This window comes from Pseudoalteromonas sp. CNC9-20, assembly GCF_022347875.1.
Taxonomy (GTDB): domain Bacteria; phylum Pseudomonadota; class Gammaproteobacteria; order Enterobacterales; family Alteromonadaceae; genus Pseudoalteromonas; species Pseudoalteromonas ruthenica.
This window is the reverse complement of the sequence record NZ_JAKRFS010000003.1, coordinates 247,391-270,044: the sequence shown is the minus strand read 5'-3', so window position 1 is coordinate 270,044 and position 22,654 is coordinate 247,391. Positions and strand designations below refer to the sequence as shown.

General features: G+C 48.6%; 18 protein-coding genes. 14 read left to right on the top strand and 4 right to left on the bottom strand.

From position 1 onward, the window contains the following. The first annotated feature begins 3 nt into the window (after positions 1-3). Positions 4-945, top strand: a complete 942-nt coding sequence (locus MHM89_RS08375; protein WP_235419260.1) for an alpha/beta fold hydrolase — start codon at positions 4-6, stop codon at positions 943-945. Between the two features lie 12 nt (positions 946-957). Here the strand turns inward: MHM89_RS08375 and panP are convergent, their stop codons facing one another. Further along, a complete protein-coding gene (panP, locus tag MHM89_RS08370; protein WP_022945348.1) occupies positions 958-2,583 on the bottom strand; it encodes a pyridoxal-dependent aspartate 1-decarboxylase PanP in 1,626 nt (541 codons plus the stop codon). 241 nt (positions 2,584-2,824) lie between these two features. After that, positions 2,825-3,841: a tRNA (adenosine(37)-N6)-threonylcarbamoyltransferase complex transferase subunit TsaD gene (gene tsaD, locus MHM89_RS08365; protein WP_239408587.1), complete on the bottom strand. Its 1,017-nt coding sequence runs from the start codon at positions 3,839-3,841 to the stop codon at positions 2,825-2,827. A 199-nt stretch (positions 3,842-4,040) separates the two neighbouring features. Here tsaD and rpsU point away from each other — a divergent pair, with 199 nt between their 5' ends. The 12 genes from rpsU (at position 4,041) to MHM89_RS08305 (ending at position 18,880) form a co-directional block, all read left to right on the top strand. Next, positions 4,041-4,256, top strand: coding sequence for a 30S ribosomal protein S21 (gene rpsU / locus MHM89_RS08360; protein ID WP_022945346.1), 216 nt, complete (start codon positions 4,041-4,043; stop codon positions 4,254-4,256). A 21-nt stretch (positions 4,257-4,277) separates the two neighbouring features. Further along, on the top strand, positions 4,278-4,724 hold the full coding sequence (locus MHM89_RS08355) for a GatB/YqeY domain-containing protein (protein ID WP_239408586.1): 447 nt from the start codon (positions 4,278-4,280) through the stop codon (positions 4,722-4,724). A gap of 148 nt (positions 4,725-4,872) precedes the next feature. Beyond that, the gene (gene dnaG / locus MHM89_RS08350) at positions 4,873-6,642 is read left to right on the top strand and encodes a DNA primase (RefSeq protein ID WP_239408585.1); all 1,770 of its coding nucleotides are present in this window, start codon (positions 4,873-4,875) and stop codon (positions 6,640-6,642) included. A 124-nt stretch (positions 6,643-6,766) separates the two neighbouring features. Then, positions 6,767-8,608: an RNA polymerase sigma factor RpoD gene (gene rpoD / locus MHM89_RS08345; RefSeq protein WP_022945343.1), complete on the top strand. Its 1,842-nt coding sequence runs from the start codon at positions 6,767-6,769 to the stop codon at positions 8,606-8,608. Between the two features lie 62 nt (positions 8,609-8,670). Continuing rightward, positions 8,671-9,549, top strand: coding sequence for a 50S ribosomal protein L11 methyltransferase (prmA, locus tag MHM89_RS08340; protein WP_239408584.1), 879 nt, complete (start codon positions 8,671-8,673; stop codon positions 9,547-9,549). Positions 9,550-9,812: 263 nt separating this feature from the next. Then, positions 9,813-10,778 (top strand): tRNA dihydrouridine synthase DusB, encoded by a 966-nt coding sequence (gene dusB, locus MHM89_RS08335; RefSeq protein ID WP_045980568.1) that lies wholly within the window; start codon positions 9,813-9,815, stop codon positions 10,776-10,778. Between the two features lie 26 nt (positions 10,779-10,804). Then, the gene (fis, locus tag MHM89_RS08330) at positions 10,805-11,095 is read left to right on the top strand and encodes a DNA-binding transcriptional regulator Fis (RefSeq protein WP_010374122.1); all 291 of its coding nucleotides are present in this window, start codon (positions 10,805-10,807) and stop codon (positions 11,093-11,095) included. Between the two features lie 211 nt (positions 11,096-11,306). Then, positions 11,307-12,893 (top strand): bifunctional phosphoribosylaminoimidazolecarboxamide formyltransferase/IMP cyclohydrolase, encoded by a 1,587-nt coding sequence (purH, locus tag MHM89_RS08325; protein ID WP_022945340.1) that lies wholly within the window; start codon positions 11,307-11,309, stop codon positions 12,891-12,893. Positions 12,894-13,003: 110 nt separating this feature from the next. After that, a complete protein-coding gene (locus MHM89_RS08320; protein ID WP_045980566.1) occupies positions 13,004-13,825 on the top strand; it encodes a class I SAM-dependent methyltransferase in 822 nt (273 codons plus the stop codon). A gap of 12 nt (positions 13,826-13,837) precedes the next feature. Further along, positions 13,838-15,124, top strand: a complete 1,287-nt coding sequence (gene purD, locus MHM89_RS08315) for a phosphoribosylamine--glycine ligase (protein WP_130148753.1) — start codon at positions 13,838-13,840, stop codon at positions 15,122-15,124. 369 nt (positions 15,125-15,493) lie between these two features. Beyond that, the gene (locus MHM89_RS08310) at positions 15,494-18,016 is read left to right on the top strand and encodes an EAL domain-containing protein (RefSeq protein ID WP_239408583.1); all 2,523 of its coding nucleotides are present in this window, start codon (positions 15,494-15,496) and stop codon (positions 18,014-18,016) included. 42 nt (positions 18,017-18,058) lie between these two features. After that, the gene (locus tag MHM89_RS08305) at positions 18,059-18,880 is read left to right on the top strand and encodes a DUF2797 domain-containing protein (protein ID WP_022946777.1); all 822 of its coding nucleotides are present in this window, start codon (positions 18,059-18,061) and stop codon (positions 18,878-18,880) included. Here the strand turns inward: MHM89_RS08305 and MHM89_RS08300 are convergent. Then, on the bottom strand, positions 18,853-21,369 hold the full coding sequence (locus MHM89_RS08300; RefSeq protein ID WP_239408582.1) for an EAL domain-containing protein: 2,517 nt from the start codon (positions 21,367-21,369) through the stop codon (positions 18,853-18,855). The genes MHM89_RS08305 and MHM89_RS08300 overlap by 28 nt on opposite strands. A 22-nt stretch (positions 21,370-21,391) precedes the next feature. On the opposite strand from MHM89_RS08300, the gene MHM89_RS08295 reads away from it, so the two are divergent. Then, positions 21,392-21,718 carry a hypothetical protein gene (locus MHM89_RS08295; protein WP_053910054.1) on the top strand — a complete coding sequence of 109 codons (327 nt, stop codon included), beginning with the start codon at positions 21,392-21,394 and terminating at the stop codon, positions 21,716-21,718. Here the strand turns inward: MHM89_RS08295 and MHM89_RS08290 are convergent. Then, positions 21,715-22,632 carry a histone deacetylase family protein gene (locus MHM89_RS08290; protein WP_239408581.1) on the bottom strand — a complete coding sequence of 306 codons (918 nt, stop codon included), beginning with the start codon at positions 22,630-22,632 and terminating at the stop codon, positions 21,715-21,717. The two genes, MHM89_RS08295 and MHM89_RS08290, sit on opposite strands and share 4 nt — an antisense overlap. Between the last annotated feature and the right edge of the window lie 22 nt (positions 22,633-22,654).

Below are 22,654 nucleotides of genomic sequence, written 5' to 3'. Positions count from 1 at the left end.
TGAATGTTCTACTCCAGCGAAGCACTACTGCATAAAAATGATGACGCCATCGCGCAATTTTGGCAGCAAGATATGCATAAGGGCTTTGTGGACACACGCCAAGGTAAGTTATTTTACGCCTACCATTTACCCTACCAAGCTGACTTTGCGTTAGTGATCAGCTCAGGGCGCATTGAAGCGGCACAGAAATACCAAGAGCTGCTGTGGGAATTTGCGCGTAATAACATTGCCGTGTTTATTGTTGACCATCAAGGTCAAGGGCGCTCTTATCGCCATCTTGAAGATAGCCACAAAGGGTATGTAGGGCACTTTGATGATTACAGCCAAGACCTTGCGCAATTCGTAAACGAGGTGGTTGAACGCCACTGGCAAGGGAAAAAAATACTCCTTGGCCACTCCATGGGGGGAGCAATCGCCTTAGATTATCTTTGTCACCACCGCCATTCGTTCAGCGGCGCGTTTTTAAGCGCCCCGATGCTGCAACTGGATACCGGTAATATCAAAGCTTGGCAAGCACGCTTATGGGCATGGCTAATGACCTTAGTCGGTCAAGGCGGGCGTTATGTCCCTGGACACGGCCCTTATCGTAATATCCCCTTTGCAGAAAATGAACTCACCCACAGTGAAGCCCGGTATACGCGCTTTCGCCAGTTATATGAGCAGCACAGCGATATGCAATTAGGGGGGGTGACTTACGCCTGGCTTAACGCCGCTTTTGCCGCTATCAAGAAGCTACGGACCTGCCAATGTCCTGTGCCGTTATTTGTCGCTGCAGCACAATGCGATACCGTGGTTGACCCAAGTCCTTATAACGACTTTATTCATGGTCAACGCCAAGCTGTATTAAAAACCTACCAAGGGGCTAAGCATGAGCTTTTGTGTGAGCATGATACGGTGCGTAAGCCACTCATTCGCGACTTACTCACCTTCTGTCAGGGCTTGTAGTTTAAGGCAGGATTAAAGGTACTTAGACAAGTACTTTTTGTACATCGGATCTGAGGCGGCTAATTCGCGCTGCTCTGCCAGAATGTCCTTAAGTATCGCTTTCGATGTGAGTGGGTTCGCCAATACCACACGAAATACCACCGTAGGCTGATAGCCGTAGGCAGCCGGAGTCAACCGGGTACGCGATACAAATGAACGCCCCGCCTCACGCTGGCGCTTTTGCATGCTAGCGGTGAAACGATTCAATGCGGCGTAAATATCCAGCTTGGTTTGCTCATCCGCCTGCTGCAACCGTGCCTTTATTTTCTCTGGAACATAACGGTAGGTTAATAAGCACAGTTCAGGCTCGGAGATCAGTTCAAAATCCGCTTCCGATTTAATTAAATCAGCGAAAAAGCGCGCTTTCTCTAAGCTTTTATCGATCAGCATCTCATAGCCTTTACGACCGATAATACGTAAGCAGGCATGCACCAACATCGCCATTCCCGGGCGGCTACCCTCTAAAGTATGACTGCCTAAATCTTTTGAACCTTTACGCAGTATATATTCAGCGTGGTGCTCTATGGCGTCGGTCGCACTGGGGTCTTTAAATAACACGATTCCCGCGCCCATAGGCACATACATTTGTTTGTGCGCATCAATGGTGATGGAGTCTGCACGCTCAATGCCACTGAGCAGATGACGGTGATTATTCGATAACAAGGTGGCTCCACCCCAAGCCGCATCGACATGGAAGTGACAGCCTAGCTCCTCGGCCAGATCAGCCATGTCATTCAACGGGTCGATATTGCCGGTTTCGGTGGTCCCAGCGACTCCCACCAAGGCCATCACTTTAATACCTTGGGCTTCGAGGGCACGCGCTTCTTTGCGCATCGCCGCAACATCGACTTTATTATCTTCATCGGTAGGAATCGCGATAAAGTTATCGCGGCCAATACCGAGCACATCGGCGGCCTTGCCAAGGGAATAATGGCCTCGCTCGGAAACCAATACCGCCAAACCTTTGTAGCCATAGTGAAACATCGCCGACACCAATCCTTGGGCGCCAATGCCTTTAAAATCACCTTCGGCCTTAAGCAAGCAGTTGCGCGCTATCCACAAGGCGGTAATGTTCGCCACCGTGCCCCCGGAGCAAAACGCACCGAGCGAGGTTTTGGCGCTATGCATCCACTTGTCGTAAAACTTTTGCTCGCGACCATACGCCATATGATGCAGCATGCCGACCACTTGGCGCTCTAACGGAGTAAAAGCTTTGGAGGTTTCGATCTTTACCAGGTTTTGGTTAAGACCCACCATGAGTTTGGACAGTGGCAGCACAAAATGAGGCAACGCCGAGGTCATATGACCAATAAAGCTCGGGGCAGCGGTATGCACAGAATGCGCTACCAGCTTTTCCATGATGTCCTGAGCATGGGCACTGACAAACATCGGCTCTTCGGGAACCTGAGCTGATTCAAAGTCGCGCTCGATTTCATGCAGCGGTTTTTCAACCGCAGCAATGTTCTCATTTAAAAAGCCAGCTAGATTACTAGAAATCTCGGCTTCTATTTTACTGAGCGTTGAGTCCGGTGCCTCTGGCACCGTAAAGACGCGCATCAAGCTCTGCTCTGATGCGACGGCAAAACGCTTATCACTCATGACATACCTAAATGCATTGGCTTTAAGGCGGTGACGGGTTGCTTAAAGCAGTTCAATTTAATTGCGCTCACTTTATAGCAATCACCTTAGAAAGTCTTGCAGCTTTGGTCAAATTTAAGAAAGTTAGGTGAATTTTTTACGACATTACCAGCATAAGCGGCACTTATACTGGTACAAAAGAATGAATTAACAATGCCTCATCTAAGGCTGCGCGCATGGATTGAACATGCACACACGACCCTTAAGCAATGCTCGGTAAACTATCTATTGGCCAGCGCGGCATAACTTGCGTGCTCACATCGCCAGTTTGCCCTGCTTTTAAGCGCTGCATGCCGGCGTAGGCGATCATCGCACCGTTATCTGTACAAAAAGCTGGACGCGGATAGTACACCTCACCTTGCATGCCTTGCATTACCTTCGCCAACTGTTCACGTAAATAAGTATTGGCACTGACTCCACCGGCGATCACCAAACGTTTTATACCGGTTTGCTTAAGTGCTCGCTTACACTTAATCGCCAAGGTATCGATCACCGCTGTTTGAAAAGCATGAGCAATATCAGCCTTCGTTTGTGAGTCGTCCCCTTCATTACGAATGGTATTTGCCGCAGAGGTCTTCAACCCGCTAAAGCTAAAATCCAAGCCAGGTCTGTCGGTCATTGGTCGGGGGAACTTAAAGCGCCCCGGCGTGCCTTGCTCTGCCGACTTCGCCAATAAGGGCCCGCCTGGATAATCTAACCCAAGTAACTTTGCGGTTTTATCGAAGGCTTCACCGGCAGCATCATCCACCGACTCACCGAGCACTTGGTATTCACCGATATTGCTAACCTTTACCAACAGCGTGTGCCCTCCGGATACCAACAGAGCCACAAAAGGAAACTCTGGTACTCGCTCTTCCAACATTGGTGCCAGCAAATGCCCTTCCATATGGTGAACCGCCACAGTAGGGAGCTGCCACCCATAGGCTAAGGAGCGTGCAATGGATGAGCCTACTAATAAGGCCCCGACAAGGCCTGGGCCTGCGGTATAGGCCACACCATCTAAATCCTCAGGGCCACACTTTGCTTCGGCAAACGCAGCTTCAATTAAAGGCAACGTTTTACGCACATGATCGCGCGATGCTAATTCAGGCACCACGCCGCCATAATCGGCATGCATTTTCACTTGGCTATATAATTGATGCGCAAGCAAACCTTGTTCATCGTCATAAATAGCAATCCCGGTCTCGTCACAGGAAGATTCTATTCCCAAAATGCGCAATGTGAGTCTCCTACATGGGCTTAGGTGGCATGGATAAGGCCGCATATTCTACTTGGTTGCTGCAATTTTACCAGTATTGTGATATTTATTCTTTACACACGGGGGTAAGTCGGATTACAATGCCGCACCATTTTTGAACCACTTGATCATAATTTGATCAGATGAGTGAAGCTCATTTAGTTAGGTAGGTGAATTTTTAATGCCAGTAGTTAAAGTAAGAGAAAACGAGCCGTTTGACGTAGCTCTACGCCGCTTCAAGCGTTCATGTGAAAAAGCAGGTATCCTTTCAGAAGTTCGTCGTCGCGAGCACTATGAAAAGCCAACCGCTGCGCGTAAGCGTAAGAAAGCGGCTGCTGTTAAGCGTCACATGAAAAAGCTTTCTCGCGAAAACGCACGTCGCGTTCGTTTATACTAATCGCTTTCCGGTCTTGATGTCATGAGTCTTTTAGTTACTTTAAAAGATGCACAAAAAGACGCGATGCGTGCCAAGGACAAAGTGCGCCTTGGTGCTGTGCGTTCAGTATTAGCAGCCATTAAACAGCGTGAGATCGACGAGCGCATTACCTTAGACGAAGCCGCGATTACCTCGGTTATCGTTAAGCTCGTTAAGCAACGCCGTGATTCTTATACTCAGTATAAAGACGCCGGTCGTGACGATCTCGCTGATGTGGAAGCTGCTGAAATTGCGGTTTTAGAGGAGTTTCTTCCAAAGCCACTGAACGAGGATGAGATCAATCAACTGATTGATAACGCCATCGCCGACACCGGTGCCCAAGGCATGCAAGACATGGGTAAAGTGATGGGCGTAATTAAGAGTCAAGCTGAAGGCCGTGCCGATATGGGCAAATTATCAGGCCTTATTAAACAGCGACTCAGCGCCTAGATTGCGAAAGCAAATTCAAGCAAACCGAGCCTCGTGCTCGGTTTCTTCGTTTGTGCGCGATTGAAAAATAAAGTCACTGTGACAGCTCCATTTCTTCGTGGCGATTGATATACTACTGAGATTCTCTATTCCCAATTAGGTGTTAGCAATGGCAGGCAAGATCCCACGGCAGTTTATTGATGATCTTTTAGCTCGCACCGATATTGTAGAGTTAATAGACGCTCGCGTTAATCTTAAAAAAGCAGGCAAAGACTACCAAGCCTGTTGCCCTTTCCATAACGAAAAAACACCGTCGTTTACCGTCTCTCAAGACAAACAGTTTTATCACTGCTTTGGTTGTGGCGCCAATGGCAACGCCATCAGCTTTGTCATGGAATACGATAAACTCGACTTTGTTGACGCTATCGAAGAGCTCGCCAGTTTATTGCACCTCGAAGTGCCAAGAGAGCAAGGCCATAATAATTCCGAGCGCCCTCCTGTCAGTCAAGAACAAAAGCGCTCAGACTATGAATTGATGGAACAAGCAGCACGGTATTATCAGCAGCAGTTGCGCCATCATGCTAACTCACAGTTGGTGATTGATTACCTTAAAGGGCGAGGCCTCAGCGGCCAAACGGTTAAAGACTATCAAATTGGCTATGCCCCGAGTGAGTGGGAAGCCTTGTGTCAGACTCTGGGGAAAAATCCCAAGCAAAAGCAGCAGTTAATCGAACTAAAACTGGCCACCCAAAAAGACAATGGCCGCACTTTTGATTTCTTCCGTGACCGACTGATGTTCCCTATCCGCGACCGTCGCGGTCGGGTCATTGCTTTTGGCGGACGTATCATGGGCAGCGATGATAACGGCCCTAAATACCTAAACTCACCTGAGACCCGGGTATTCCATAAAGGTTTTGAGCTGTACGGTTTTTATGAGGCTAAGCAAGCGCACAAAAAGCTTGAGCAGTTACTCATTGTTGAAGGCTATATGGATGTGGTGGCCTTGGCTGAGCATGATATTAAATATGCCGTTGCCGCCTTGGGCACTGCGACCACCGCCGAACACATGCAGTTACTGCTGCGGGCCACCGACAAAGTTATTTGTTGTTATGATGGCGACCGCGCGGGTCGCGACGCGGCTTGGCGCGCGCTTGAAAACGCCCTTCCCTATTTAAAAGACGGCAAAGCTCTGAAGTTCGTGTTTTTGCCGGACGGCGAAGACCCAGATTCATTGGTACAGCAAGAGGGCAAAGCGGCCTTTGAAGAACGCTTGGGTGACGCCAAAGATTTTATCGAGGTGTTTTTTGCTCGTTTGAGCGAACATTTAGATCTTACTCAGGATGCAGGCAAAGCCAAGTTACTAAGTGAAGCCTTACCACTGATTGAAAAAATTCCCAGTGAGTTTTATCAAGAAAGCCTATTAGAACGTTTAGCACGGTTTATTGGCCGCACTCGGGAACAACTCAATGCCAAGCTCAAAACCCCAAAACAACAAAAACGGGTTGAGAGCCAATTTAAAATGACGCCCATGCGCACCGCCATCGCGCTTATGGTGCAACACCCGCAATTGGCACCTACGGTTGAGTACATGCCAGAGCTTGCCAGTTTAGGTTTACCGGGTTTGGAATTGTTTTTAGCCATTCAAAAACAATGTTTAGACAACCCACAAATAACCACCGCACAGTTGTTAGAAAGTTACCGTGAACGCCCTGAATACGGCGCGCTTACTAAGCTTGCGGCGTGGCCACACCAAATAAACGACGAGGTTTTGGAACCTCATTTCCAACAAACGGTCAAATTCATTGAAGATCAGTGTTTAAATCATCGCCTCGAGACCTTATTAATAAAGGACAAGACGCAAGGTTTAAGCTTTGAAGAACGACGTGAATACGCGCTACTGACGCAAGCACTAAAAGGCAGTGAAGTGCTCGAAAGCTAGCCAGAAAAAACTCGGTCTGTTATAATACGCAATTCACTGCGTCAAACCGGCTTGGGGCTCCCAGCTTAGGTTCTTAAGCTGACGCCTGTTGTATCAACTTATCAGGGTGGAAGAGCAAATCTCTATGGATCCAACTCCTCAGTCACAACTAAAACTTCTGATTCAGAAAGGTAAAGAGCAAGGTTATCTTACATTCGCGGAAGTGAACGATCACCTTCCACAAGACATCATTGACTCGGATCAGGTCGAAGACATTATCAGCATGATTAATGACATGGGTATTAAGGTCAGCGAGTCTGCGCCTGATGCCGATGAATTAATGATGGCTGAAACGACCACGGATGAGGACGCAGCAGAGGCTGCGGCTGCAGCCCTGGCAACGGTAGAAAAAGAGATCGGTCGTACTACGGACCCTGTGCGCATGTATATGCGTGAAATGGGGACGGTTGAGCTACTTACTCGTGAGGGCGAAATTGATATCGCCAAGCGTATTGAGGAAGGCATCAACCAAGTACAGATTTCTGTTGCTGAATATCCAGAGGCTATCTCGCACCTACTTGAACAGTGGGACATGTTCGAAGCCGAAGAAATTCGCTTGAGCGACATCATCACTGGCTTTTTCGATCCCAACGAGGACGAAACACAAATCTCTGCCACACACATTGGTTCTGAATTGAGCGAAGAAGAGCTCGATGACGAAGACGATGATGCTGACAGCGATGACGATGATGAAGAAGAAACCGATAACGGTCCAGATCCGGAAGAAGCGCGCGAGCACTTTGAAAAGCTTCGTGCCTTGTACACTGGCGCACGCGAGATTTTCGAGCAAAAAGGCCGTTCGCATCCCGATGCTAAAGCCGCGATTATCGAGATCGGCGAGCTATTTCGTACCTTCAAACTAGTACCGAAGCAATTTGATCGCATGGTTAACAACATGCGTGCAATGATGGATAAAGTGCGTGTGCAAGAACGCATCATCATGAAGCAAGCGGTACAAGTTGCTAAAATGCCAAAGAAAACGTTCGTTAAGCATTTTGCTAATAACGAAACCGATGCCTCTTGGCTTGATGCCGAAATCGCCAAAGGCGAGAGCTACTCAGCGAAATTAAGCGAGCTAAAACCAGAAATTGAACGTTGCATCAATAAGCTAAAACAGATTGAGCAAAGCACCGGTTTATCCATTGAGCGTATTAAAGACATCAACCGTCGTATGAGTATTGGTGAGGCGAAAGCCCGCCGTGCGAAAAAAGAGATGGTTGAGGCAAACTTACGTCTGGTTATTTCAATTGCCAAGAAATACACCAACCGAGGTCTGCAGTTCTTGGATCTGATCCAAGAAGGTAATATCGGCTTGATGAAAGCAGTAGATAAATTTGAATATCGCCGTGGTTATAAGTTCTCAACTTATGCAACTTGGTGGATCCGTCAGGCAATCACTCGCTCGATTGCTGACCAAGCGCGTACTATTCGTATTCCGGTACATATGATTGAGACCATTAATAAGCTCAATCGTATCTCGCGTCAGATGCTTCAGGAAATGGGCCGCGAGCCAAACCCTGAAGAACTGGCTGAGCGCATGCTAATGCCTGAAGATAAGATTCGTAAGGTATTAAAAATCGCTAAAGAGCCGATTTCAATGGAGACGCCTATCGGTGACGATGAAGATTCGCACTTAGGTGATTTCATTGAGGATACCACCATTGACTCGCCAATCGATTCAGCGACCATGGAAAGCCTTAAAGGCGCGACTCACGAAGTACTGGCAGGCCTGACAGCCCGCGAAGCAAAAGTACTACGTATGCGTTTTGGTATCGACATGAATACCGACCACACCCTAGAGGAAGTGGGTAAGCAGTTTGACGTTACTCGAGAGCGTATCCGTCAAATCGAAGCGAAGGCACTGCGTAAGTTACGCCATCCATCGCGCTCTGACCTGCTGAAGAGTTTCTTAGACGCCAGCAAATAAGCCGCGTCTTACACACTACATCAAGGCCGCTTTTTAGCGGCCTTTTTTAACGAGGATTTACAATGGCTTGGATCCAAATCCGCATTCGTGCCACCGAGTCAACGGCTGATGCCATTAGTGATCACCTTATGGACATCGGTTGTCCATCGGTGACCTTCATGGACACTAAAGACACGCCTATTTTTGAACCCCAGCCCGGGGAAGTAAAATACTGGGCAGAAACCACAGTGATTGGCCTGTTTGAGGCCAACCACGATATGCAAGCCGTGGTTGACTACCTAAAAGTACAGCCTGAGCTGAAAGAGCAATTTCATTATAAAATTGAGCAACTTGAAGACAAAGATTGGGAACGAGAGTGGATGAAAAACTTCCACCCTATCCGCTTTGGCGAGCGTTTGTGGATTTGCCCAAGCTGGCTCGATGTGCCAGACCCCAGTGCGGTTAATGTTATGCTCGACCCAGGTCTGGCCTTTGGCACCGGCACTCATGCTACTACCGCGCTGTGCTTAAAGTGGTTAGAAAGCCTCGATTTAAGCGGCAAAACTGTGGTCGATTTTGGCTGTGGTTCCGGTATTTTGGGGATTGCGGCCATCAAGTTAGGTGCTGCCCGCGTTATCGGTATAGATATCGACCAGCAAGCCCTCGATGCCAGTCAAGATAACGCCGCACGTAATGGTGTTGCTGAACAGCTAGAGGTGTATTTGCCACAGAACCAACCTCATCTTGAAGCTGATGTGGTGGTTGCTAATATTCTTGCCCAGCCCTTGCGTGAACTTAATGAAGTGATTCTCAGCTTGCTAAAATCCGGCGGTGACATTGCTCTATCTGGAGTGCTGGCTGAGCAAGCGCAATCGGTAGCCAGTCATTATGACCAGCAAGTAAGCCTCGCCCCTATCGAACAAGAAGGGGATTGGGTGCGCATCAGCGGGGTTAAAAAGTAACCATAGCTGACACTATTTGCGCAGCGGACAATTGTCCCTGCGCGACTTTTTTACACTTTTTACGCATCATCAACACCCCGCAGAGTAAGCTTTCACGGGCCTGTGTTCATAAAACGAACAAAAAAATCACTCCCTCAGCTCGTTACCAAATGTCAATACGAAAAGTTTAAAAAAAAAGCACTTTTGTTCAATTTATAGCCTTTGATTTTGGCGCAAAAAACCGTAAACTTAGCGCCCCTTGAAACGAGGTGAATTGAGTCGCTGTGCAAATTGGTCCGTACCAGTTAGAAAACAACTTAATGGTCGCTCCCATGGCTGGGATAACCGACCGCCCTTTTCGACAACTCTGTCGTCGATTAGGTGCAGGCCTCGCGGTCTCCGAGATGTTGTCTTCCAACCCAAAGGTTTGGCGTACAGCTAAATCCATGGGCCGTATGGATCACAGTGGTGAGTCAGGTATTCGTTCCGTGCAAATTGCCGGTGCCGACCCTGAACTTATGGCGCAAGCCGCACAATTTAACGTTTCCAATGGCGCGCAGATCATAGATATCAATATGGGCTGCCCGGCAAAAAAAGTGAATAAAAAGCTTGCAGGCTCTGCGTTGCTGCAATATCCAGAGTTGGTCGAAGCCATCGTTAAAGCGGTGGTTAATGCGGTGGATGTGCCCGTCACATTGAAAATCCGTACTGGCTGGGATGTGGATAATCGCAACGGCGTCGAGATTGCAGCTATCGCTGAGCACAATGGTATTCAGTCACTTGCCGTCCATGGACGCACTCGTGCGTGCATGTATAAAGGCAATGCTGAATACGACACGATTAGAGCCGTGAAACGCTCAGTGTCAATTCCTGTGGTGGCTAATGGTGATATTACATCGCCACATAAGGCACAACAGGTTTTAGAGTATACGGGCGCAGATGCCATCATGGTTGGCCGAGCCGCCCAAGGTCGCCCCTGGATTTTCCGGGAAATCGATCATTATTTAAAAACCGGAACGCTGCTAGCGCCGCCTGAATTAGGCGAAGTACGCAGCATATTGATGGAGCATTTAACTAATCTGCATCAATTTTACGGTGAGCCCATGGGGGCGCGGATTGCTCGCAAGCATGTTGGATGGTATTTGCACGCTCATGACGAAAACGGTCAGTTTAGGCGAGTATTCAATGCGCTAGAAACACCTCAACAGCAGGTGGAAGCGCTTAATGAGTACTTTGAAACTTATTGCTAATCCAGAAAGAAAGAGACAATACAACGATGTTTGAACAAAATGTGACTTCTCCTTTTATTACTAACGCTCACGTTCAGTCACAAGAGAAACCACAGCCTCTTCGCGACGCTGTTAAAAAAGCTGTTCACCACTACTTAAAGCAGCTTAACGGTCAGGACGTACAAGATGTATACGAGCTTGTTCTTTCTGAACTAGAAGCACCGCTTCTAGAAGAAGTAATGACTTACACACGTGGCAACCAAACGCGTGCGGCCATCTTGCTAGGTATCAACCGTGGTACTTTACGCAAGAAGCTGAAAAAGTACGGCATGAACTAATGAATACGCAGCGCTAAGCTGCACCTAAAAGCACCTTCGGGTGCTTTTTTATTTTCGTCCATACGCGAAAATGACCAGCGCTACACCTGGTCTGGTGTTATACAAAAGCACCATCATTGTTTAAAATAAGGGATTCTAAGCAAGTCCCCTTGCCTAACCCCAAGGCGTAAGCCTAGGCAAGCTTTCACTCATTGAGGTAATCAAAACAACCATGGATACACATCGTCCAATTCGTCGCGCACTTATCAGTGTGTCTGACAAAACGGGTATCGTTGAATTCGCTCGCGAACTAGCCGCTCAAGGCGTTGACATTCTTTCTACCGGCGGCACCTGCAAACTGCTTGCTGACAACGGCATTAAGGTCACTGAAGTATCTGACCACACCGGTCATCCAGAAATTATGGACGGTCGCGTAAAAACCCTACACCCGAAAATCCACGGCGGCATATTAGCGCGTCGCGGCCAAGATGAAGGGGTGATGAGCGACAACAACATCGATGCCATCGATATGGTTGTAGTGAACCTATATCCTTTTGCACAAACCGTTGCTAAAGCGGATTGCAGCCTTGAAGACGCCGTTGAGAATATCGATATCGGCGGCCCAACTATGGTACGCGCGGCAGCGAAAAATCACAAAGACGTGACCATCGTAGTAAATGCGGGTGATTACACACGCGTAATTGACGAAATGAAAGCCAACCAAGGTTCAACCACCCATGCCACACGTTTTGATTTAGCTATTGCGGCTTTTGAGCACACCGCTCAGTACGATGGCATGATCGCCAACTACTTCGGTAAAATGGTGCCAGATTACACCGAGGAAGCGGCGGCTGAGACTAAATTTCCGCGCACTTTCAACATGCAATTCACCAAAAAGCAGGACATGCGCTATGGTGAAAACTCGCACCAAGATGCGGCGTTTTACGTTGAAAATGATCTTAGCGAAGCCTCTGTGGCCACCGCTAAGCAGCTACAAGGCAAGGCGCTATCATACAACAACATTGCTGATACCGACGCAGCCCTTGAGTGCGTAAAAGAATTCGATGCGCCAGCGTGTGTGATCGTCAAACACGCCAACCCATGTGGCGTATCGGTCGGTGAAAACATCCTTAGCGCCTATGACCGCGCCTTTAAAACCGACCCAACTTCCGCTTTCGGCGGCATTATTGCCTTTAACCGTGAACTTGATGGTGATACCGCAGAAGCCATCGTCGCGCGCCAGTTTGTGGAAGTGATTATTGCGCCCAGCATCAGCGAAGAAGCGGCGCAAATCGTTTCAGCAAAACAAAATGTACGCCTACTAGAGTGTGGCCAGTGGCAAGATAAAACCACCGCTGTGGATATTAAGCGCGTTAATGGCGGTGTTTTAGTGCAAGACCGCGACCAAGGCATGGTGGCCAAAGAAGAGCTAAAAGTTGTGTCTAAGCGCCAACCTACCGAGCAAGAGCTAAACGATTTAATGTTCTGCTGGAAGGTGGCTAAGTTTGTTAAATCGAACGCCATCGTATACGCCAAAGACGGCATGACCATTGGTGTGGGTGCCGGACAAATGAGCCGCGTTTATTCAGCGAAAATCGCCGGTATTAAAGCTGCTGACGAAAACCTCGTGGTTGAGGGCTCGGTCATGGCCTCGGATGCCTTCTTCCCGTTCCGTGATGGCATCGACGCCGCCGCAGCGGCTGGTATCACTGCCGTGATTCAGCCCGGTGGCTCAATGCGCGATGAAGAAGTTATCGCCGCTGCAGACGAAGCAGGCATGGCCATGGTATTCACCGGCATGCGCCACTTCCGCCACTAAAACCGCTAACCACGCCAGTGCATAATTTGTACTGGCGTGTTTTCGTAGACTATTCAAATCAATCTGTTATGTTGGCACTAAATACCAAAAACAACAGCAAGGATTAGATTATGAAACTAGGCTTGAAAACCGCGCTCAGCGCTGCTTTAGCTGTCTCTTTAAGTGCTTGTGCTGCAACTAGTGGCACCGAAGCACTCACCGATGCCGCGCAAAACGATTTGCGTAGCGAGCAAGCAAAAAGTCGCGACCAATATCGCCACCCGGTGGAAACCTTGGCGTTTTTTGGCTTCGAACCGTCGATGACGGTAGTTGAGATCTGGCCTGGTGGCGGCTGGTACAGCGATATTATCGCCCCTGCGATGAAAGGTGAAGGCACCTTTTACGCCGCCCACTTCCCTGCTGATAGCGATGTTGAGTATTACCAACGCTCACTGACCCGTTTCCAAGATAAACTTGCCAGCGACAGTGCCTACAGCGACGTTAAACTCAGTGAGTTTGCGCCTGGCACACATCATAGCATCGCTCCTGAAGGAAGCGCCGACATGGTGCTGACGTTCAGAAACCTGCACAACTGGTATATGCAAAAAGACGAACAAGGCGTTAAAGATGCCTTTAAAGCCTTTTATGCAGCCTTAAAGCCCGGTGGCGTACTTGGTGTAGTTGATCACCGCTTACCCGAAAGCCGCGATGCAGGTAAAGCGAAACGCTCAGGCTATGTTAAAGAAAGTTGGGTGATTGAGCTGGCTAAACAGGCCGGATTTGAACTCGCTGCGAAAAGTGAAATCAATGCAAACCCGAATGATTTTGCCGACCACCCTCGTGGCGTGTGGACATTACCACCGCGTTTAGCGCTAGGCGATGAAGACCGCGCTAAATATGAGGCGATTGGTGAAAGCGATCGGATGACGCTGAAATTCATCAAACCGCAATAGGATTTTTACGCCATGAATGTACTTGTCATTGGCAGTGGCGGCCGCGAACACGCACTTGCGTTTAAGGCCGCTCAATCAAGCAAAGTAGAAAAAGTATTTGTCGCGCCAGGTAATGCTGGCACGGCACTAGAGCCAAAACTAGAAAACGTCGCCATTGGTGTCGAAGACATCGATGCGCTTATCGCTTTCGTCAAAGAAAACCAAGTTGAACTGACCATTGTCGGCCCTGAGGCACCGCTAGTGATTGGTGTGGTCGATGCCTTTCGCGAACAAGGCTTGGCTATTTTCGGGCCGACACAAGGCGCCGCCCAACTGGAAGGCTCTAAGTCATTCACTAAAGACTTTTTAGCACGCCACGATATCCCAACGGCGTTCTACAAGACCTTTGAGCAAATCGAGCCTGCACTTGCTTACATCAAAGAGCAAGGCGCTCCCATCGTGGTCAAAGCCGATGGTTTGGCTGCAGGTAAAGGCGTTATTGTGGCGATGACCGAAGCCGAAGCTGAGGCTGCTGTACGCGATATGCTCGCAGGCAATGCCTTTGGTGAAGCAGGTAGCCGCGTGGTTATCGAGGAGTTCTTAGAAGGCGAGGAAGCCTCGTTTATCGTTATGGTTGACGGTAAGAACGTACTACCTTTTGCCACCAGCCAAGACCATAAGCGTGCCTATGATGGTGATAAAGGCCCGAACACCGGTGGCATGGGAGCCTACTCTCCAGCCCCTGTGGTCAGTGAAGAAATTCACAACCGCATTATGGATGAAGTGATCAACCCAACCGTAGCAGGTATGGCTGCAGAGGGTCATCCGTATACTGGCTTTTTGTATGCAGGGCTGATGATTGCCGCCGATGGCACGCCTAAGGTCATTGAATACAACTGCCGTTTTGGCGACCCAGAAACGCAACCGATTATGCTGCGTCTGCAATCAGACCTAGTGTCGTTGATTGAAGCTGCGAATCGTCAAGAACTGGATCGCACAGAAATTAACTTCGACCCACGCGCCGCCGTTGGCGTGGTGCTGGCAGCGAAAGGGTATCCAGGTTCTTACCCTAAAGGTGATGCTATCTCGGGTCTAAAGGTAAATTACCCACAGGGCGAAAAAGTCTTCCATGCAGGCACCAAGCAGCAAGGTGAAGACATCGTCACTGCCGGGGGCCGGGTGCTGTGTGCGACAGCGCTAGGCGATACCGTAACTGCGGCGCAACAACGTGCGTATGAGTTGGTGAAAGAGATTAACTGGGACGGTGTTGAATACCGCACCGATATCGCTCACCACGCCATTCGTCGCGAGCGTACTTAACCCCACGAGAACATTCGTTCCGAGAACCTTCGTTCCGAGAACCTTCGTTCAAAACAGGGTTAAGAGCTAATAACCGTACATATCAAGCGAGGCTAAATGCCTCGCTTTTTTATGAAGTCCTAAGAAATGGAAACAAAATGCTCGACTTGCGCTCGTTCTTCGCCAGTTTGATTGTCTCCTCACTAGACGCTTCCCTATTCACTTACTTCACTGTAACTAGTATCAAGCGTTATCGTAGCCCAGTGTAAACACCTCTACCTTTGCATCTACCTAAACTCCTGGTACCGCAAAGTAACTGGGCGTTAATCCGTCCATTTTTCTGTGCTTTGCTACACTTTGACCATCTAAATTAGAAGAAAGTATTGCATTTTGTTGCCACGGCTGGATTTATTTAACGTACTTGCTGCTTGTTTGCTCGCCACCCTAGTGCTTATCGCCGGTGTGTTAGCCGCCAATATTACTCAGTCTTCACCCCACAGCCTGGGCGATGAACCAGGGTTAACAGTGGAGCCAAGTTATATAGTGCTCCCGCAAGCGGTCACATTTTCAGCGCTTCATGAAAAGCATTTTGATGACTTCACTGCAGGGTCATGGCGGCAAGTTCCTTGGCAATTTGGTACACAGCAATATTGGCTACGTTTAACTATCACCAACAATCAAGCAGAGCCAAGATCGCTTGTTGCCCGCTTTGATAACCCCATGGTCGACAATTTGCTCGTGTATCACCTTGATGAAGCAGGCCAAGTGCAACATAGCGTGCAATTGGGCGACCACCGCCGCAATTTAAGCCAGCTTGAATATGCCCTGCCCCACTATGCATTTACTTTGCAGGCGCAACAACAACATACTCTGGTTATTGGTATACACACCACAGGCATAAGCAAAACCCCAGTCAACCTTTACTCCGAACAGACCTTTTTTGAGCTTAGCCGCAGTACTTTCTCGTTGTGGAGCGTATATGTTGGCGTGTTATTAATGACCGCGCTGTATAACTTGATTTTATACTTCAGCATTCGCGATCGCGTGTATTTGCTCTATGTGGGCTATATTCTTGCGGTGATGACCTTGCTCGGCATCGTGCTCGGCTATGGCTTTTATTTATGGCCCACGTCATGGCAGCAATGGTTTCACCACCAAGTCATTTTATTTAACTACGCCATTGCCATTACCACGCTGGGGTTTTGCATTATGTTTTTGCGTTATCACAAAGACCGAGGCAAGCCGTATCGCGTGGCGCTAGGTTATTTGCAGCTTTTGCTGTTGTTGTGCGTGCTCAGCCTGTTTTTACCGGAATTTTATAGCGCACCGATATTTTTTATGACCATGCCGGGGCTGTATATCATTTGCTTCTGGCTAATTTTCAAAAAGCTCATCAGTGGTTTTCGGTGGGCTAAATATTACGTGCTTTCGTGGTTTCCGTTGTTATGTGCCGCCGCCATCCAGCCGTTAGAATTGACCGGTGTTATTGAATACAGCTATCTAACCCGTCATGCTTTTTTATTTGGCAGCTTAATTGAAATTACCCTGATGGCCCTGGCACTGGCCGATAGAGTACGCTATCAACGTAAGAAATCACTGTATTACGCCATCCATAATAGCCACAGTGGCTTACTGACCTACACCACCTTGATGCGCCGGATTGCGCAACTACAAAATCAACGTCGCAGTTTCACACTGTGTATCGTGCATATGGCGAACTTTCAAAACCTACAGAAGACCATTGGCATCGAAAGTAGCTCGCAACTGCTCAAAAGTATTGCAGCAACGCTCAGTGAACACGCTAAGGCGCTTCGCTGTTATCGCATTCACTCAAGCAGCAAAGAAACCGTGGCTGAGCTTAACAACGGCTGCTTAGCAGTGCTCAGCGCAGAGCCTGCGGCAACACTCGAGCATCAGCGACTGCCGCACTTGCTTAGCCAGTTACAGGCCGAGTTGAGTGTGGCCGATTTACGCCTTAAGCCCAGTTACATTCTTGCCACTGTCGCTGCTGAGCAAAGCTCACAGCCTTTTAAACAGCTAATAGAGCAAGCTTGCCAGTGCGTACAAAAAGCCCCTGCTGGCCGGCATCGTATATTCTCAGTGGATGACAACAACGATGTCAGCCAGTTACAACGCGCCACTGCACTGCAGCAAGCCATGCACAACAATGAATTGTGCCTTTATTACCAGCCGCAGCTTAATCTGCAAACTCTGCAAGTATGCGGCGCTGAAGCGCTGCTGCGCTGGCCCCAACAACAAAGCCGTGATTTTACCGTTGAAGATATTATTCATTTGGCAGAGCAAACGGGGTTGATCAATCAGCTGACCCTGTGGATTCTTAATTGCGCCTGCAGAGATATCGCTGCGCAAGGAGTGCTGTGGCAAGGGCAGCGTATATCTGTCAACCTCAGTGCCCGAGACATACATATTGCAGATTTTACCCACAAGCTTGCTGATATCCTTAATGAGCATGGGGTGGCCCCGACACAGCTGAAACTGGAACTGACAGAGTCAGCCCTTGTTGATGATCCAGAAGCGCTTAAAGCCCTTATTGCTAGGCTTGCTGAGTTGGGGGTCAAGGTCGTGTTGGATGATTATGGTACTGGCTACTCATCGCTCGAGTATCTCGTTAAATACGCCTTCGCGGAGCTTAAAATTGATAAATACTTTGTTATGTCATTGGCGCATTCTCAACACCATCAAGCGATTGTAAACACGACTATTATGATGGCCCATAACCTAGGTTTAAAGGTCACTGCTGAGGGCGTTGAAACGCAAGAAATTGCTCACTTGCTACGCCATTATGGTGCGGATACGGCACAAGGCTATTTGTATGCTAAACCCATGATTATTGCCGATTACAACGCATGGCTACAGCAGCACAAGCAATGGAGCAACGACAGTCTAGCCTAGGTTTGCTACCATACGCGCTGACTTTTAACATTGGGGCGTTAAATGCTAGGCACACTAAATAAAATGAAAGCCGCGCTAAGTGATAGCGACGGCGTACATTACCAGCTACCTGTCGGTGACGAACTGCTGTCATTGAATGAGTTAATGGGTCAGCCCATTACCTTAACTCACACCGGCAATATCTTTTGTAAAAACTGCGGCAAAAAAACCAAGAAGAGCTACTCACAAGGTCACTGCTTCGTATGTATGCGCAAGCTCGCTAGCTGCGACATGTGTATTATGAAGCCGGAAACCTGCCACTATGACCAAGGCACCTGCCGCGAGCCACAGTGGGGTGAGGAAAACTGTATGATCCCGCACTATGTCTACTTGGCTAACACCTCAGGGCTTAAAGTGGGTATTACTCGCCATACACAAATCCCCACTCGCTGGATAGATCAAGGTGCGACCGCTGCGCTGCCTATTTTTAAGGTGCAAACCCGCCTACAGTCTGGCTTAGTCGAGGTTGCTCTCGCTGATTTTATTGCCGATAAAACCAATTGGCGCAATATGCTAAAAGGCACGAGCGTCGATGTTGACTTGAAAGCGGCGCGCGATGAGTTAGTGCCACAAATTCAGCACAAATTAGATGAGCTGGCTGAGCTCTTCGGAGCCACCGCAGTGGAACTGCTCGACGAAGAGGTGGTAGAAATTAACTACCCAGTACAAGATTATCCAAGCAAAGTCAGTTCCTTTAACTTTGATAAGAACCCTCAGGTCAGTGGTGTACTACAAGGAATTAAAGGCCAGTACTTAATTTTAGATACGGGTGTAATTAATATTCGCAAATTTGGCGCTTACGAAGTAGAAGTAGCGCACGGATAAACATAGCGATTATTAAAATCTGTGATACTGCAAGGCTCACCAAGTAAAAAGCCTTGCACGTAATCACAGGCTAAGCCTTGTAAAAACTGGTGTTGGCAAGGCTTCTCCACCCCTTCGGCAACCACCAACAAGTTCAGACTAGAGGCCATGGCAATAATGGCGCTGACAATTTCGCTATTGCCGTATTCATCCGGCACTTTAGCAATAAAGCTAGAATCAACCTTGAGCTTATCAATCGGTAACTTGGTCAAATAACTAAGCGCCGAATAGCCGGTGCCAAAGTCATCCAAAGCCACTTTTACTCCTAATAATTTGAGCGCTAACAATACTTCCCGTGCTTGGCTAAAAGAGCTAATGAAGCTACTTTCGGTAATTTCAATTTCCAGTTGCTCGGCACTCACTCCATGCTCATTGATAGCCGCTGTCACGGTATCGACTAAATCATGGTGACATAAGTGCGCCGCTGACAAGTTAATTGATAAAGTGCCACTAAAGTGTGTTTGCTGTTGCCACTGGGCAAGCAGCGCGCAGCTTCGAGTGATCACCCATTTATCAATATCAATGATCAATCCGAGCTCCTCGGCCAGTGGAATAAATTGTCCCGGTGCCACCATGCCCAGTTGCGGATCTTGCCATCGCAGTAAAGCCTCAGCACCACACAACTGCGTTGTTTGGCAATCGACAATAGGCTGTAAAAACAATTCAAACTCATCATTGACCAGCGCCTGTTTAATTCGACTGCTCATGGTTAGGCGCTCCAAAGAGCGGGCATTCATGGTCGCTTTAAACAGCTGATAAGAGTTTCTACCTAAGTCTTTAGAGCGGTACATCGCAACATCAGCATGCTTTAGCAAGGTTTCCATGCTCTCACCATCATCAGGGTAAATAGCAATACCTATTGATGTAGTAATGGTGATGGCTTGGCCTGCCAACGAAAAGGAGGGCTTAAATTGAGCCAACACTTTCTCTGCACAGGCGATCACCTCATCGATATCCGCTACCTCGTTAAGCAGTAAGGTAAACTCATCGCCCCCCAAACGTGCTAGGGTATCGCCACTGCGCACACAGCGTTGTAATCGCTTCGCCACTTGCTTTAGCAGCTCATCGCCAACACTGTGACCAAGGCTGTCATTGACGCCTTTAAAGTGGTCTAAGTCGATAAACATAATGGCTAAGCGCTGATGTTGCCGCTGACCGTGCGCGAGGGCGACACTGAGCCGGTCTTTAAACAAGCGTCGATTCGGCAGCCCGGTCAGGTCATCAAAGTAAGCAAGCTTAGTGATTTTGCGCTCCGATGCTTTGCGCTCAGTTATATCGGTAAAGATCCCCGCATAGACTAAATCGCTGTCTTGCTTATCTTTAATCTCAATGATGGTGAGCCACTCAACATAGGTGTCGCCGTCTTTACGGCGATTACAAATCTCGCCTTGCCATACCCCCTGCTGCGATAAACTCTGCCACATCGCCTGGTAAAAACTGCGATCATGAGTGCCAGAGCTCAATATTCGCGGGGTCTTGCCTAGTACTTCTTCAGCGCTATAACCAGTTAGTCGAGTAAAAGCAGGGTTAACTTGTAGAATCGTTCCCTGAGCATCGGTGATCATGATGCCATCTAGGGAAGCGGCAATAATTTTATTTGCTAAATACAAATCTTTTTGCGAGGCCTGCAACGCACAATCGCGCTCAGCCAATACCGCTTCCAATTCACTTAAATAAGCAGACTCAATTTCGGTATTGATATGCTTGAGGGTGAGCACCCCCTTTACTCGCTGCGACTCTTTGCTCGCTGTGACAAGCAAATGACGAATACCATGTTGGTGCAATAACCGATAAGCATGCAGCAAGGTATCTTCACAACTTACAGTGACCAGCTCTTTACTGGCAAAGGGCCAACAGCATTGTCCCTGTGCCGCGAGCATCATTTCCAGCACATCCGTAGCAGTAATAATACCCACGTGCTGTTGCTGCTCCACCAGCACCGCATGGGTATTCGACTTCGCCATGTGTTGGGCTACGACCCGAGCATTGTCGCTGCCTTGCACTTTGGGCACACGGTGATCAAAATGATCGCCAATCAATTTTAGATTAAGGTAATGATCCAACCCCTGATTGCCGACAATATCAGCCAATGACAACAGCCCTAAGGGGGTATCGTCGTCAGCAACCACAATTAAGTGACGAATCGCCAAGGTTGCACATTTATTGGCGGCGTCATTAAGCGCACTATCATCACTAATCGTATGCACTGGAGTCGACATTAAGGTACGAATGGGTTGGCGTAAAACATCACCATTGTGCGCTTGCGCACGAACACAATCCGACTCAGTCCAAATTCCGATCACCTTATTTTTATCACGAATGGCAATCGCACTGACATTGTGGGTGCGCATGAGCTTGATAACAGCAATGGCTGGCTGGTGAGGCATACAAAAGTGCAACGCCGATAGCTTGGCGTCTTTTACTTTGTAGTCACGAGTGCTCAGTTGCATAGCCATTCCTAGAGGTTGTAACATGGCTATACTAGACAATCACTGCATTGCACAATTTGACATAAAACAAAAAATGACCAACTTTCACTTTCCCGTACTGGCCGTTGAAGCCGCTCACCTGACCCGTTGTGATAGCGCCAGCGAACTGGCACACCTTTGCAACAGTGCTCAGGTGCTGTTTATTGTTGATGCTCACCAGCAGTATTTTGATGTGTCCGGGCAGCGCATTGAGCGCCAGTGGCCGATGTTACAGCAGGCGTTAAAAGCTTACCTGATTGGCGAAGGCGAATGTTGTGTTAGCAAGCTAAGGCTTGGTGATGAAAGCCAAGTGTGGAAGTTCGTCGATTAACCCAGCTGGCCTCGTAGATAATGCTCAACGCTGCGAGATAAAGCAGAGAGGTGATAACCCCCTTCTAAAAAAGACACCACCCCTTTCACGTCATGACTTTGTGCAAACTCACTAATGCATTGACTAAACCAGCCGTAGTCTTGCTCGACAAATTTCAGCGCCGACATATCATCTTCTAAATGCGCATCAAAGCCCGCAGAGACGAAGATAAGCTGGGGTTTAAATTCTTGCAGCCTTGGCAGCCACTGCTGCGCAACCACTTCGCGCAATGCTTGGCCATCACTGGCAGGCGGCAGTGGTGATTGCACTAGGTTATCGCGCGCGATGAGTTCGGGGTCTGGGTATAAAGGCCGTTGGAACAGCGAGCACAACAACACCGAATCGTCGTCGCTAAAAATACTCTGAGTACCATCACCATGGTGAACATCAATATCCAATACCGCTATACGTTCAATACCCAGTGACTGCGCATAGCGTACAGCGATTGCCAGGTTATTGAAAATACAAAACCCGGCGCTGCGATCTTCGCTGGCATGATGCCCCGGTGGACGCACCGCACAAAAACCAGCATCGATATGCCCGGCGAGAATTTCGTCTACCGCCGTGAGTCCAGCGCCGACGGCTCGCTCAATAGCATGAAGGGTTTGTGGACACAGACGCGTATCGCCATCTAAATCGGCGTAGCCAATATCAGGTATGTGCTGCTCTACCTCATGCACTAAGCGCTCACTGTGAACCCGCAGATAATCTTGACGTTGCGCCCCACGTGCTTGCAGCTGCCGCACTTCTAAGTCCAGGCTGCTAGCAAGTAAACGATCAGAGATAACATCAAGGCGCTCCGGTGACTCAGGATGTTCACTGCCCATTTCGTGACGGCGACATGCGGGGTGAGTAATAACAGCGATTCGAGACATAAGCGGTTTAGGCAATTACATG